This window comes from Rickettsia canadensis str. McKiel, from assembly GCF_000014345.1.
Taxonomy (GTDB): Bacteria; Pseudomonadota; Alphaproteobacteria; order Rickettsiales; family Rickettsiaceae; genus Rickettsia; species Rickettsia canadensis.
The window spans coordinates 1,031,629-1,047,213 of sequence record NC_009879.1 but is presented as its reverse complement, the minus strand read 5'-3'; the positions used below and the strand labels follow the sequence as shown (position 1 = coordinate 1,047,213).

The window sequence follows — 15,585 nt, the reverse complement described above, 5'->3', positions numbered from 1 at the left end:
GTGGTCAAGCCACGGAATAACAAACCTGAACAAAAGAAAAAATAATGACAAAGAATATCGGGAAAATTACTCAGATTATTTCAGCGGTGGTGGATGTAAAATTTACGAATAATAGCAAATTACCAGCAATTTTAAATGCCCTTGAGTGTTATAGCGATAATCAAAGGATAGTGCTGGAAGTAGTACAACATATAGGCGATGATACAGTGCGTTGTATTGCTATGGATTCTACTGAAGGATTAGTAAGGGGGTTAGAAGTAGTGGATACAGGCAGTCCTATTTGCATTCCTGTAGGTACTGCAACGTTAGGGCGTATTATGAATGTTGTAGGTGAGTCGATTGACGGCAAGGGAGAAATTAAAAGCTCAAATGTTTCTTCTATATATAAACCAGCACCTAGTTTTACCAATCAATCAAGCGAGCGTACTATATTAGTAACCGGTATTAAAGTAGTCGATCTACTTGCTCCTTATACTAAAGGTGGTAAAATAGGATTGTTTGGCGGTGCAGGAGTTGGTAAAACCGTGTTAATAATGGAGCTTATCAATAACGTAGCTAAGGCTCACGGTGGATATACGGTATTTGCAGGAGTTGGTGAGAGAACTAGAGAAGGTAATGATCTTTACCATGAAATGATTGACTCAGGTGTTATTAATCTTGAAGAGCCTGAAAAGTCAAAAGTTGCTCTTGTTTATGGACAAATGGATGAGCCGCCCGGAGCAAGGGCAAGAGTCGCGTTAAGTGGGCTTACTATTGCAGAAAGCTTTAGAGATATGAATGAGGGACAAGATGTTTTATTCTTTGTGGATAATATTTTCCGTTTTACTCAAGCAGGCTCTGAAGTATCGGCACTGCTTGGTAGAGTTCCGTCGGCGGTAGGATATCAACCTACTCTTGCAACTGATATGGGAGCACTACAGGAGCGTATCACCTCTACTAAGCACGGATCCATTACTTCTGTGCAGGCTATATATGTACCAGCCGATGATTTAACCGATCCTGCTCCTGCTACTTCTTTCGCACATTTAGATGCTACAACAGTACTTAGTCGTCAGATAGCTGAACTTGGGATTTATCCAGCAGTTGACCCGTTAGATAGCAATTCTCAAGTACTTGATCCGATGATTGTCGGTGAAGAACATTATAGTGTAGCAAGACAAGTGCAGCAGGTTTTACAAACTTATAAATCGCTGCAGGATATTATTGCTATTTTAGGTATGGATGAGTTATCTGAAGAAGATAAATTAACCGTGTCACGTGCTAGAAAGATACAGCGTTTCTTATCGCAACCTTTCCATGTAGCTGAAGTATTTACCGGAGTGGAAGGAAAATTTGTTGATTTAGCCGATACTATAGAAGGTTTTAAAGGACTTGTAGAAGGTCAATACGATGGTTTACCGGAAGCTGCTTTTTATATGGTTGGAACTATAGACGAGGCTATTGAGAAAGCTCGGACTTTAAAATGATGTTGATGTCATGCCCACGTAGGTGGGAATCCAGCTCTTTTGTGTGTCATCCCGTAGTAAGCCACGGGATGACATTAAGGATAAATCAAAATATGAATGAAACAATTATCGTTAAAATAATTACTCCTTTAAGTATTGCATTTGAAAAGCAAGCTAAAATGGTAACGCTACCTGGTGATGATGGTATGTTTGGGGTGTTGCCAAGTCACACTCCGATGCTTGTTAGTTTGAAAACTGGTTTAGTGCAGGTTTATATAGATGATATGCATAAACCCAAAAACACTTATCTTATTTCCGGCGGCGTAACTGAAGTAGCAGGAAGTTATATTAATATAGCTACAGAAATAGCTATCAATGTTACGAATTTAAGTGAAGCGGAAATAGCAACTAAGCTTCTCGATCTTTAAACAAATTTAGTAGTCAAATTTTATTGGATACCGTGGTTAAGTCGTGGGATGACAACGGAAAATCGATCCACGCAACAACGCCTACGTGGCAATGACATAGCGGCAATGCCACTAAGTACCAAATAATGAATATTAGAATGAGGAACGCATGCAAAAAGTGCATAATTCAGAATATCTGAAAGAATTACCAGTCGATAATATTTTATATAAAATTTACGATATAAATAAAGCTGCAGATGATATCGATTTCCCATTAAAAAAGTTTCCATATAGTTTAAGAGTGTTATTCGAGAATGTATTACGTTCTAATGGTTCAAAGCAAAACTTACTTGCATTTAAAGAGTGGCTAAAAACTAAAAAATCTGATGTAGAAATAGATTTTATGCCGGCAAGAGTTTTGATGCAGGATTTTACCGGTGTGCCTGCTATTGTAGATTTGGCAGCTATGCGTGATGCGATGAAGAACATAGAAGGTGATCCGTTAAAAATTAACCCGCTTATTCCTGTTGATTTGGTAATAGACCATTCCGTAAGCGTTGATTCTTATGCAGCTAAGGATTCATTCGATAAAAATGTTCAAATGGAAATGAAACGTAATATAGAGCGTTATGCATTTCTTAAATGGGGGCAGCAAGCATTTAATAATTTCAAAGTAGTGCCGCCAGGTACTGGTATTTGCCATCAGGTAAATTTAGAGTATTTAGCAAAAGTTGTGTGGCATAAAGACGGACTTGCTTATCCTGATAGTTTAGTTGGAACGGATAGCCATACAACTATGGTAAACGGGTTATCGGTACTTGGTTGGGGAGTTGGTGGCATAGAGGCGGAAGCTGCAATGCTTGGTCAACCTCTTACTATGATCTTACCGGAGGTAATTGGAGTGAAACTCACCGGTAAATTAACTGGTATTGTTACTGCAACCGATTTAGTTCTAACTGTTACTGAATTGCTACGTAAGAAAAAAGTAGTAGGTAAATTTGTTGAGTTTTTCGGTGAAGGGCTTAAAAATCTAACGATTTCCGATCGTGCAACTATTTCTAATATGTCGCCTGAATACGGTGCAACTTGCGGCTTTTTTCCGATTGATCATGAAACAATAAAGTATCTAGAACTAACAGGAAGAGAAAAAGCACAAATTAAATTAGTAGAAGAGTATGCTAAAATGCAAAATCTTTGGTATGATTCTTCGGAAACGCTAGAATATACCGAGGTGTTAGAGCTAGATTTATCGAAAGTACAAAGTTCTTTAGCCGGTCCGAAACGTCCGCAAGATAGGAAAAATTTAAACGATGTAGCAAATAATTTTAAACAAGAATTACCGAATTTTGCTATAGAAAATAAAGACGTTGATAAAAAATATCTCGTAGCAAATCAGAGTTATAAAATCGGTAACGGTGATGTAGTAATTGCAGCGATTACTAGCTGTACTAATACCTCAAATCCTAGTGTTATGATCGGTGCAGCACTTCTTGCTAAAAAAGCACTAGAACACGGATTAAATGTAAAGCCTTGGGTTAAAACTTCTCTTGCTCCAGGTTCAAAAGTTGTAACAGAATATTTGAAGCTTAGCGGTCTTGATAAATATTTAGATGAATTGGGGTTTAACTTAGTAGGTTACGGCTGTACTACTTGTATCGGTAATTCCGGATCTCTAAATCCGGAAATAGAGGAAACTATTAACAAAAACGGGTTAGTTGTTGCTGCCGTTTTATCAGGTAATAGAAATTTTGAAGGACGAATTAATCCACTTACTAAAGCAAGTTATCTCTGCTCGCCTATTTTAGTTGTAGCATACGCACTTAGCGGCACTCTTAATATAGATTTAAATAGTCAACCGATAGAAAAAAATATTTATTTAAAAGATATTTGGCCAAGCAAGGAAGAGATAGATAACGTTATTGCAAATTCAATTAATTCCTCTATGTTTATAGAAAAATATTCTGATATATTTACTGGAACAAAAGAATGGAAAGATTTACAGGTTACTACTAGTGCTACTTATAACTGGAATAAGAATAGTACCTATATTAATAATCCGCCTTATTTTAAGGAGATGGGCAGCAAGACTAATATAAAAGACATAAAATCTGCACGAATTTTAGCTATTTTCGGTGATTCTATTACTACCGATCATATTTCACCAGCAGGCAGTATTAGTAACACTAGTCCTGCTGCGAAATATTTAATAGATCATCATATAGAGCCTCTATATTTTAACTCTTACGGATCACGTAGAGGAAACCATGAAGTAATGATGCGTGGCACATTTGCTAATATCCGTATAAAAAATGAGATGTGTAAAGGTGTAGAAGGTGGTTTTACTATAAACCAGTTAAGTGGTACGCAGCAAACTATTTATGATGCAGCTATGGACTATAAAGAGCATAACACACCGGTAGTGATTTTTGCAGGTAAAGAGTATGGTAGTGGTTCATCAAGAGACTGGGCAGCAAAGGGGTCGCAACTGCTTGGTGTAAAGGCAGTGATTGCTGAGAGTTTTGAGCGAATACATCGTTCAAATTTAGTAGGTATGGGTATTTTACCGCTAACTTTTACCGGTAACAATACAAGGTTAGATTTAAAGTTAGATGGATCGGAATCTATTGATATTATAGGCTTAAATGAGCATATAAGACCTTATAATCCTGTTAAATGCGTGATAAAAAAACAAAACGGAGCGACTCAGACAATAGATTTAATATTGCAAATATTTACGGATAATGAGATTAATTATATAAAGCATGGAAGTATTATGCATTTTGTGATAGAGAGTTTGAAATGATGTCATTGCCACGTAGGCGGGAATCTAGAAAACAGTAAAGCAAAAATAATGTTGGGTACATAATATTATGTTTTGATCGTAATGGTACTTTGTATATTGGTATTACTATAATATACTGTGTCGTGCTTATGAACATAAGCAAAAAAAAGTGATTAAGTGATTTACAGTAAAATATAATATTATAAAGCTTGTATATACGAAGAATTTGCTGATCTTAAAGAAGGACTTGCTAGAGAAAAAGCATTAAAAAAATGGAATTATGGTTGGAAAATAAAATTCATAGAAACAATCAATCCTGATTGGAAAGATTTAGGTAAAGATTTTTTCTGTATTACCCACCTACAGGGAATGACATAAGGAGGTAAACATATGGATAGGCATCTTAAAGAATATGTTGAGAGCGGTAAGAAAAATTTAATTGTAGTATATATATTATATCTATGCGGGATAGTAGCTCCGATATTGCCATTAATTGGAGTATTTTTTGTATATTTCAATAAAGATAAAGGGGATAATTGTGCTATTAGCCATTATGTATTTCTATTGCGTACTTTTTGTCTTGGAGTTCTTGGGTGGATTGTATGTTTCATATTTACATTTATCATTCTTGGAGTAGTATTGTACTTTGCATTGGCAGTTTGGTATATAATTCGTATTGCCATCGGTTTTAAGTATATGATAGAAGATCAAGCTTATCCAAACCCTATGACTTATTGGATAAAATAATACGAATAGCGCATTATTATATAATATACTATTTGGAAAAATTGTAAAAAATAATGATTTTTTTAAAAATTTATTTCCAAATCAAGCAAAGAAGCATTTCAAGCTTGATTTGTACAACTTTTAAAGCATTAGCAAATTGCTTTTGTAATTTGCTACTGGGGATAAACAAAAGATGATAAAGCTTACTATAGATGGCTCTGCAATAGAAGTATCAGAAGGTAGCACCGTTTATCAAGCCTGTACACAAGCAGGCAAAGAAATCCCTCATTTTTGTTATCATGAGCGTCTAAAAATCGCTGGTAATTGTCGTATGTGCTTGGTTGAAATGGAAAAATCTCCAAAGCCTATAGCTTCTTGTGCAATGCCAGTCAGCAGTGGTATGGTTATTCATACCAATACACTGATGGTTAAGAAAGCACGTGAAGGGGTGATGGAGTTTCTTCTGATTAACCACCCTTTAGATTGTCCTATTTGTGATCAGGGCGGTGAGTGTGATTTGCAGGATCAGGCTTTTAGATACGGTAAAGGTACTAATAGATTCTATGAAAATAAAAGGTCTATTAAAGATAAATATATGGGGCCGTTGATTAAAACAGCGATGGCTAGATGTATACAATGCACTAGATGTATTAGATTTGCCAATGATATAGCGGGAATAGAAGAAATGGGCGCTATTCATCGTGGAGAACACATGGAAGTAACATCTTATCTAGAACAAGCTCTCGATTCAGAAATTTCCGGTAATATGATTGATATTTGTCCTGTTGGTGCTTTGAACTCTAAGCCATATGCCTGTAAAGCCCGTAAATGGGAACTAAGACATACAAATTCTATAGGCATGCATGATGCTGAAGGCTCTAATATTCGTATTGATAGTAGAGGTGATGAGGTAATGAGAATATTACCTCGTGTTAATGAAGAAATAAATCAAGAATGGATTTCAGATAAAAATCGTTTTAGCTATGATGGGCTGAAATATCAGCGTCTAGATCGTCCTTATATCAGAAAAAACGGTAAATTAGTAGAAGCTAGCTGGAGTGAAGCTTTAAATACGATAGTTGATAAAATTAAATCTATTAATCCTAAACAAATTGCTGCTGTTGCTGGCTGTTTTGTATCCGTTGAAGCAATGTTTATGCTAAAAATGTTACTTCAGAAACTTGGCAGTAATAATTATAGTGTTAATCAGTTTAACTATAAAATCGATACAAGCGAGAGAGGAAATTATTTATTTAATACAACTATTGCTGGTGTAGAAAAGGCAGATTTATGTTTACTAATCGGAGCAAATCCAAGACAAATAGCACCTATATTAAATAGTCGCATAGGGCAAAGGGTGCGTGCAGGTTCATTAAAAGTAGCCAGAATAGGAGCAGGGCATAATCAAACTTATGAAATTCAGGATTTAGGAGGTGATATTAAGATTATTGAGGAGTTAATCATTGGTACTCATGAGTTTACTAAAACTTTAAAAGCAGCAAGATATCCGATAATTATAGTAGGTGATGGTGTATATGTAAGAGATGACGGATATGCTATATTGTCGCTTATTCATAAGATAGTAGCTGAATATAATATTATGCGTGATGATTGGAAGGGCTTTAATATATTACATAATCACGCTTCTATAGTTGGTGGTCTTGATATCGGTTTTAATAGCTCAGTTGATGAATTAAAGGAAATAAAATTAGCGTATTTACTAGGTAGCGATGAAGCCCAATTTAATAAATTTAAATCGGCTTTTATAGTATATCAAGGACATCACGGGGACGCAGGTGCTACTAATGCAGATGTAATTTTGCCTGCAGCTGCTTATACTGAGCAGAGTGGCATTTACGTAAATTTAGAAGGTAGACCACAAATAGCAGAAAAAATAGTATCGCCTGTAGGAGATGCTAAAGAAGATATAGCAATTATTAAAGAGCTTGCATGTCATTTAAAAATAGATATTGGAATGAATAATTTGCAAGCAGTACGGACTAAGCTTGCTGAAGAATATAAGGTGTTTGCTAGTATTGGTAAAATTATAGAGAATAAATTTACTCAATTTAGATCTAAAGATAAATTATTAAAAGAGCCTATAACTGCAGAACCTATTAATTATTATATGACTGACATAATTAGTAAAAATTCGGTAACTATGGCTAAGTGCGTAGAGGCTAAAAGCAAAGTAGAGAACATAAAGTATCATACTGCGACTTGATTGCGGTATCTAGTATTTAAAAATGAACGAATACTATGTTTATATACTTTCAAATAAAAGGTTATTTTGAACAGTGTAATGATATTAATTTAGCAATTAGTTGTGAATTAAAATAATATAAAAGAAAATGGAAATTAGATTTAATCGAATCTAACAACCCTAATTGGCATGATTTAAAGTATTATAAAATAATTTTCCTTAGATTCTGCGATCAAGTCGTGGGATGATGACACAATGAAATATGACATCACTCTTTTTTGAATATACTTTTCCATTAATTATAATCGCTTTAAAGGTGGTGGCGATCACTGTTCCTTTAATATTGTGCGTTGCGTATTTAACATATGTGGAACGTCGAGTAATTGGTCTTATGCAGCTTAGAAGAGGTCCAAATGTTGTGGGACCGTTTGGGCTTTTGCAACCTATTGCCGATGCAGTTAAGCTCTTATTCAAAGAACCAATCATTCCAACCAATTCCGATAGAATATTATTTATTTTAGCACCGATGATAACTTTTATATTAAGTTTAATCGGTTGGGCGGTTGTACCTTTTGCAAAGGGCTTAGTTCTTGCAGACATTAATGTCGGTGTTTTATATATTCTTGCTATTTCTTCCTTAAGTGTTTACGGAATTATTATTGCTGGCTGGGCTAGTAACTCAAAATATGCATTCCTTGGTGCTATACGCTCATCTGCTCAAATGATTTCTTATGAAGTATCGATGGGACTTGTTATTATTACCGTGTTGCTTACTACCGGTACTCTTAATTTAAGTGGGATTATTGAAGCACAAAGAACAATTCCATGGTGGATCGATTTAATGCTATTGCCGATGGGTGTTGTGTTTTTTATCTCAGTGCTTGCTGAAACAAATAGATTGCCTTTTGATTTACCTGAAGCAGAATCAGAGTTAGTTGCCGGCTATAATGTTGAATATTCCTCTATGGGATTTGCTTTATTTTTCCTAGGTGAATATGCTAATATGATACTTGTTAGTGCAATGACTACTACTTTCTTTTTAGGTGGTTATTTACCGCCTTTTAATATCTCGTGGTTAGATTGTATTCCTGGTTTCTTTTGGTTTGCTTTTAAAGTTGGATTTTTACTGTTCTGCTTTTTATGGATTAGAGCAACGCTACCAAGATATCGCTATGATCAGCTAATGCGTTTAGGGTGGAAAGTATTATTGCCGCTCACACTATTTTGGGTGGTATTAGTGTCAAGTGTTCTTATGTATACCGATCATTTGCCAAGTGTTTGAGAATAATAACATTAACTATAGTAAATTGTGAATGATTAAAGATATTGAACATACTTCTTTATTGAGCAATTGCAATCTTTACCGTTTATAAAGGAAATATGGCTTTTTAGTTCCTCGTATTCAAGGTGACAATAAAAAGCGTTCTGATATTGATCTTGCAATTATTGGTCCCAATATTACAGATCAAGAATGGTTAAAAAGGTGTAGATATTGTAGAAAATGTGGATGCTCTTTTAAAGATAGATTATGTTAGGTTCGAGTCTACAACAATAAGTCCTGAACTTTATGAAAATATATTGAATAATAAAAAAGTTATATATGTCAAAAATAAACATAAGCCTAAAGAAGTTCTCAAAGAGGTTAATGTTGGTATAATAAATGATTAAGATCTATGGATTGATATGTTTACTGACCGTAATATCGCATGCTTATGATGAGAAACTTTTAGATGAAATTTATAAGCGAATAATAGACTATGTTCCTACTATTAAGGAATTACTGAATACTATCGATTCAAACTTAAAATTTTAATAGATAATGATAAACTACTTAAAATCGTTTTTTCTATATGAGATAGTAAGAGGGATGGCTTTGACTTTGAGATATTTTTTTAAAGCTAAAGTTACAATCAATTATCCTTATGAAAAAAGCCCTGTGAGCCCAAGGTTTAAGGGTGAGCATGCACTGCGTCGTTATGAAAATGGTGTAGAACGTTGCATTGCTTGCAAACTCTGTGAGGCGATTTGTCCTGCACAAGCGATAGTGATTGAAGCAGAGGCATTAGATGACGGCAGTAGGCGTACTACTCGTTATGATATCGATATGACAAAATGCATTTATTGTGGGTTGTGCCAAGAAGCTTGTCCAGTAGATGCAATAGTTGAGGGGCCTAATTTCGAGTTTGCAAGCCTTACCCATACCGCACTTATTTACGATAAGGAAAGATTACTGCAAAACGGCGACAAATGGGAACAAGCACTTACCAGTAAATTATATAAGGATTATGAGTATAGGTAAATTATACAAAAGTATACTATATCCTTAACTGGAACAACAGTGATATTACTTGATAATTGGTATTTTTGCTGCCAGAAGTATATAAAAATAGTTCGTATAATTTTAAATTTATTTCATTATTATATTGCTTTATTCATTGAAGAAGTACGAGTAGGAGTATCGCTGTAATAGCAATCCTCGCTGTGTTTATTAAAAATCTGTATTATTTGTTCTAGAGCAAATCCTTCAAAACTTGCTCCTAGTTTTGGATGTCTTAATAATTGCTCAGGTGAATAAATATCAATTAAATGATCAAATATCCTTGAATCAGTAAAATATCTAGATAATTTTGTATAGTATATCTCTTCCTGCTAAGGATTTCCCAATTTCAGAAGCATTAAAAATATTTCTGTGATAATGAGTAAGCATAGTCCAAAATGACATAATGTAGCAGGTGGAATTGATCACGCTCTAAAAAAGTCCTTAATATATTGTTCTAACCAGTCACAATCTGTTTATGGATAGAGATAACAATTTGGAAATCCACAAAAAATGTAATTGTTCTACATTATCTGCTTCTAATGTGTATCTTTTTTCTTGGTTAGAAAAAGAAAAAAGATACATGCTATATAAGATATTATGCCTGTAAGTGTTTCTGAAGATTGTCTAATTAAATCTCTTGAAGCACTCCCTAGTATTAAAAAACTCTGCCTTGCATCTTTGTTTGCTAAAACTTGTAAAGTAGGAAATAAATTCTGGTAATCTTTGAATTTCATTAATAATAATTAAGCTTTTTTACCCTCAAGTGCTACATAAGGGTTTTCTAAGATCGCTAAATCTCTTATATCTTCCAAAGCAAAAAATATACATCTTTCTGCTTATCGGTAATTAATGAGCTAAAGTAGTTTTCCTGCATTACCTTGGTCCTAAAAGAGCTACAAAATCTTATGGCTTGAAAATTTTGGTGGTTATCTTTTCTAAATAATATTTAAAGCTAAAATCATATGATAAGGATTTGTATGAACAATTAAAAGGCTTATCTCCAAAAGCGTTAGAAGACAAGAGCATTAGTGATAAGAATGAATATATATATTCATTCTTATATGGAAGTTACTAAAGTACGTGCTGTAAGTACAATAATTAATTGTTCAATTTGGATTATAGTTAGCCTTTTTTATTTTGCATTGGTAAAAATATGCAAAACAAGTAATAATTAATCCAGTTGTAATATCTGTGCAGATTTTATAGATCTTTCTAGATGAGATGATAGGAGAACAATACCGCCGCTATTTGCTTTTATGACAATTAAATTATTTAGCAAATCTCTATTTTCTTTGCTTAAGTTAGTTTCAACTTCATCAAGTAACCATAAATCCGATTGGCAAGCAACAAGCCTTGCTACGGCCACGACTTTCTGCATCCCGCTAGATAAACTAGCACATTTTTTATCTAATAAATCGTGTAATTTGAAATAATGAATAGCAGCATATAGGGTTTCAGCAGAATTATAAATTTCTGACCAAAATTTTAGATTCTCAAAAACAGTCATTTCAAGTTTTAGACCTAAATTATGACCTACATAAGTACAATAAGGTTTAGCTACAGCATATTTCGTAAAGCTTGATACAAGCCAATTTTGCAGAATTCGTCTTTGCTCACGTATTTTTATAAGTTGTACAGACTCACTTTTTAATTTATCTTGTCTGAAGCTTTCTGAAATATACTTTGTATTGTTAATATTACAGTTTTTATAGTAGATATTACCACTACTCGGTTGCATAATTCCTGCTATCATTCGTAGCATTGAACTTTTACCGCAACCGTTAGCTCCTTTTATATATGTAATAGAAGAAGGAAGAAAAGTAAGGCTGAGATCAAATAAATTTCTTTGTTCTATGTTAAATTGTAATTGATGAAGTGATAGCATAATTTTGTTACTATGTCATTCCGTGTAGACGGAAAAAATTTAATTTTGGTATAAAAATTACAAATTAATTGATAAAACAAACCTAAAAACACAAGTTTTATTGGGTTACCACCAACGACGCTTGCATGACATTAAGTACGTTTCTTGATCCATGCAACAAGACCCAGCCCATTGCTGAAATAACAAAAGGGTGCAGAAATAGCATTAACCATCAAAACCTAACTAACAAATTTTCTATCGATAGACGGAATATATTTAGAATAGAATTCGGCATTATACCAAAGTAAATAATCAATAATATTAAAGGAGCTATTGAGATTATTTCGTATTTATATAAATCTCTGAAATGCATAATTTCTTTATTGGTAATTTCTCCCAACATAACCTCTTTATATAATTTTAGCATGTAACCTGCCCCAAGGATTATACCGAGAGCGGCTACAAAAGTTGCTGCTATATTTACCTTATAAATTCCAAGCAAACTTAAAAATTCTCCAATAAAGCCGCTAGTACCAGGTAGCCCGATAGAGCTAAAAATTGCCATCATAAAAAATGTAGCAAGTACAGGCATTTTATTTACTACACCACCGTATTTAGCTATTTCTTTAGTGTGTAGTCTTTCATATAAAGTACCGACTATTAAGAATAGACATGAAGAAATCACGCCGTGGCTAAGCATCTGAAATATTGCTCCACTAATTCCAGCTTCAGTAAAACTAAACATGCCTATCGTAACATATCCCATATGTGCAATTGATGAATAGGCTATCATCTTCTTCATATCTTTTTGAGCGAGGGCTACGAGTGATGCATATATTATAGCAATGACACTAAGGTAAATTACATAAATTGCAAATGCTTGTGAAGTAGTCGGTAGTAATGTAAGTAGTACTCTTAAAAAACCGTAGCCTCCAAGTTTTAATAGAATACCGGCAAGAATAACCGATCCGCTGGTTGGAGCTTGTACGTGTGCATCAGGTAGCCAAGTATGAAAAGGAATCATAGGGATTTTAACGGCAAAGGCTATAAAAATTGTCCACCATAAAACTTTTTGAGCAAACAATGGAATATTACCGGTAAGCTCAGGAATATAGGTTAAATCAAAACTATGAATTTTGCTATAAATATAAATTAATGAAAGTAGGAAAAATACTGAACCGAAGAAAGTATATAAAAAGAATTTAAAAGCCGCATATATTCTATTTTCGCCACCCCATACACCAATAATAATATACATCGGTACTAATATTGCTTCAAAAAACAGATAAAATAATAGTAAATTTATTGAGGTAAATGCTCCTATACAAAAAGATTCCATTAATAAGAAACATACTAAATATTCCTTAATATATTTTTTAACGGTAAATAAGCTTCCGATTATGCAAATAAGAGTAAGGAAAGAAGTTAGAACAACGAAAAATATCGATATACCGTCAACACCTACATGAAATTCAAGACCGATCTTATCAAGCCATGTATAATGTTCGACAAATTGATAAGCGGGATTTGAGGAATCAAACTCTACTAAAATATAGGTAGTTGAAATGAATGTTAAAACAGAACTAAGCACTACAACATACATTACATATATTGGTTTATCTGTCTTTTTACTTTGACTAATAAACAGCAAAATATATAGCACGCTTATTAGCGGCAGAAAAATACTGATAGATATAATAGGTAATTCTAGCATCCTTGTATATAATATCCCAATAAATAAAGAATAGTGAAAATAAAAAATAAATTAATTTGGTAATGAAGATGGAAGTCACCTTTCATCTTTATTACTCAATATAGCTTAATTCTTTTTTCAAAAGTAGTATGCAATACTACTTTTGAAAGAAAGTAAAAACAAAATAACTAATTGTTACAACAATAAACGATACTATATATAAAGCATAATTAAAAACATACCCTGTTTGTATTTTGCCAGTAAGAACACTAAAATAATTAACAACTCGTAAAAAACCGTTCGGTCCAAAACGATCAATTATTTTCTGATCCCCAAGATAAAATAAACAGGCTAGGCAGTTAATAGGCTTAACAATTAAATAAGTATATAATTCATCAAAGTAATATTTGTTGTATAGGATATTACCTATTAACCTGAAAGGTGCCATTTTACTAAAAAATGTCATACCGTGACTTGATCGCGGTATCCAGTGTTTGATATTTTTACTGGATTCCAGCCTATGTGGGAATGACATAACAGTACTTGACTTATATAAGTAAATCCCCATAATAATCCCTATTATACCAACGGCCATAGGTAGTAATTTTATATATAAAGGCGGATGGTTAATTAGTAATTTATAAATATGTAAATTAAATAGGCTTTCATGGAAGTAGCCGTTTGGTTTATCCATAGAGAGTAAATAATAGCCGATCATACCGCTAAAAAAGCTCCCTGCAACGAGTAATATAAGTGGATTATTCATTATTTTAGCTGGTTCGTGAACATGCTCAAAAATATCTTTTTCTAGCTTAGTTTTGCCATGAAATACCAATATAATAATTTTCATTGAATAAATAGCAGTCAGTATTGCTGCTGCTATTCCAAAAATAAACATAAGCGATCCGCTACTATAAGAAGCTTCTAAAATTGAGTCTTTAGAGTAAAATCCTGCAAGCGGATAAATGCCTATTAATGCAAGTGAACCGATTAAGAAGTTTCCATAAGTGATCGGCATCTTATTTCGTAAGTCACCCATTTTAAAAATATCCTGCTCATGAACTACATGTATTACGTTGCCGACTGATAAAAACAATAATGCCTTAAAAAAAGCATGAGTTACTAAGTGAAATATCCCGCTATTATAGGCAGAGACTCCACAAGCCATGAACATATAACCAAGTTGACTACAAGTTGAGTATGCAATAATTTTCTTAATATCGCTTTGCATAATAGCAATGCTTGCTGCAAAAAGACAAGTAATGCCACCGATAATTGTAATAAATTGTAGAACTATAGGGCTGTATTCAAACAAATACGAGCAGCGTGCCACTAAAAATACTCCTGCTGTTACCATAGTTGCTGCGTGAATAAGTGCAGATACCGGAGTTGGTCCTTCCATCGCATCAGGAAGCCATACATGTAAACCAATCTGTGCAGATTTACCAATGCAACCGATAAATAATAATAAACAAATAATATCTAGAATAGAAAACTGTAACAATATTTTTGTATTAGATAATAACCCTGTAGATAAAAATACATTTTTATAATTTGCTGAACCACAGTAAAAAATTATTGTTATTATGCCTAAGATAAAAGCAAAATCGCTGGCTCTATTTGTTATAAAAGCTTTAATTGCTGCTTTATTGGATGATTCTTTTGAATACCAAAATCCGATTAGTAAATATGAGCATACTCCAACGCCCTCCCAGCCAAAAAATAACTGTAAGAAATTATCTGCCGATACTAGCATTAACATAAAGAAAGTGAATAAAGAAAGAAATGATAAGAAACGTACAATCCCTTTATCTTCTGCCATATAGCCAAGCGAGTAAATATGCACAACGCTTGATACCCATGTTACGGCTATGAACATTATGCTAGTGAGCTGATCTACATAAATAGCAAAGTCTACTTTAAATTGCTCTAAGACAATCCACGGAAATAATTTTATATGGATAATATCCCCCTCTAAGCCCGTATGGTTAAATATTATTAATGATAATAAAGTAGATAAAGATAAAAACCCTGTTGCAATTACTTGGGCTAATTTTTTATCTATTACTCTTAAGAATAACCCATTTATTATTGCAGAGGCAAGTGGTAATATGATGATCATTATGGTAAGGGTCTTATACATCT

General features: G+C 33.5%; 11 protein-coding genes and 1 pseudogene. 9 read left to right on the top strand and 3 right to left on the bottom strand.

The features are described 5' to 3' along the window. The first annotated feature begins 44 nt into the window (after positions 1-44). The 9 genes and pseudogenes from atpD (at position 45) to nuoI (ending at position 9,862) form a co-directional block, all read left to right on the top strand. On the top strand, positions 45-1,466 hold the full coding sequence (atpD, locus tag A1E_RS04570; RefSeq protein ID WP_012149132.1) for a F0F1 ATP synthase subunit beta: 1,422 nt from the start codon (positions 45-47) through the stop codon (positions 1,464-1,466). Positions 1,467-1,558: 92 nt separating this feature from the next. Continuing rightward, the gene (locus A1E_RS04565) at positions 1,559-1,873 is read left to right on the top strand and encodes a F0F1 ATP synthase subunit epsilon (protein ID WP_012149131.1); all 315 of its coding nucleotides are present in this window, start codon (positions 1,559-1,561) and stop codon (positions 1,871-1,873) included. A 148-nt stretch (positions 1,874-2,021) separates the two neighbouring features. After that, on the top strand, positions 2,022-4,655 hold the full coding sequence (gene acnA, locus A1E_RS04560; RefSeq protein WP_012149130.1) for an aconitate hydratase AcnA: 2,634 nt from the start codon (positions 2,022-2,024) through the stop codon (positions 4,653-4,655). Positions 4,656-4,714: 59 nt separating this feature from the next. Continuing rightward, a pseudogene (locus tag A1E_RS07010) lies at positions 4,715-5,012 on the top strand (GIY-YIG nuclease family protein). A 12-nt stretch (positions 5,013-5,024) separates the two neighbouring features. Further along, complete coding sequence (locus tag A1E_RS04555) at positions 5,025-5,381, top strand: DUF4870 family protein (protein WP_012149129.1); 357 nt, start codon at positions 5,025-5,027, stop codon at positions 5,379-5,381. A 172-nt stretch (positions 5,382-5,553) separates the two neighbouring features. Beyond that, the gene (gene nuoG / locus A1E_RS04550; protein ID WP_012149128.1) at positions 5,554-7,584 is read left to right on the top strand and encodes an NADH-quinone oxidoreductase subunit NuoG; all 2,031 of its coding nucleotides are present in this window, start codon (positions 5,554-5,556) and stop codon (positions 7,582-7,584) included. A gap of 241 nt (positions 7,585-7,825) precedes the next feature. Beyond that, positions 7,826-8,845: an NADH-quinone oxidoreductase subunit NuoH gene (gene nuoH / locus A1E_RS04545; protein ID WP_012149127.1), complete on the top strand. Its 1,020-nt coding sequence runs from the start codon at positions 7,826-7,828 to the stop codon at positions 8,843-8,845. A 221-nt stretch (positions 8,846-9,066) separates the two neighbouring features. Then, positions 9,067-9,231: a hypothetical protein gene (locus A1E_RS07005; protein WP_012149126.1), complete on the top strand. Its 165-nt coding sequence runs from the start codon at positions 9,067-9,069 to the stop codon at positions 9,229-9,231. 151 nt (positions 9,232-9,382) lie between these two features. Next, the gene (gene nuoI / locus A1E_RS04540; protein WP_012149125.1) at positions 9,383-9,862 is read left to right on the top strand and encodes an NADH-quinone oxidoreductase subunit NuoI; all 480 of its coding nucleotides are present in this window, start codon (positions 9,383-9,385) and stop codon (positions 9,860-9,862) included. A gap of 1,192 nt (positions 9,863-11,054) precedes the next feature. On the opposite strand, the gene A1E_RS04525 is transcribed toward nuoI, so the two are convergent. The 3 genes from A1E_RS04525 to nuoL form a co-directional block, all read right to left on the bottom strand. After that, positions 11,055-11,768 carry an ATP-binding cassette domain-containing protein gene (locus tag A1E_RS04525; protein WP_012149122.1) on the bottom strand — a complete coding sequence of 238 codons (714 nt, stop codon included), beginning with the start codon at positions 11,766-11,768 and terminating at the stop codon, positions 11,055-11,057. Positions 11,769-11,979: 211 nt separating this feature from the next. Beyond that, on the bottom strand, positions 11,980-13,461 hold the full coding sequence (locus tag A1E_RS04520) for an NADH-quinone oxidoreductase subunit M (protein WP_012149121.1): 1,482 nt from the start codon (positions 13,459-13,461) through the stop codon (positions 11,980-11,982). Between the two features lie 136 nt (positions 13,462-13,597). Next, complete coding sequence (gene nuoL, locus A1E_RS04515) at positions 13,598-15,583, bottom strand: NADH-quinone oxidoreductase subunit L (protein ID WP_012149120.1); 1,986 nt, start codon at positions 15,581-15,583, stop codon at positions 13,598-13,600. Between the last annotated feature and the right edge of the window lie 2 nt (positions 15,584-15,585).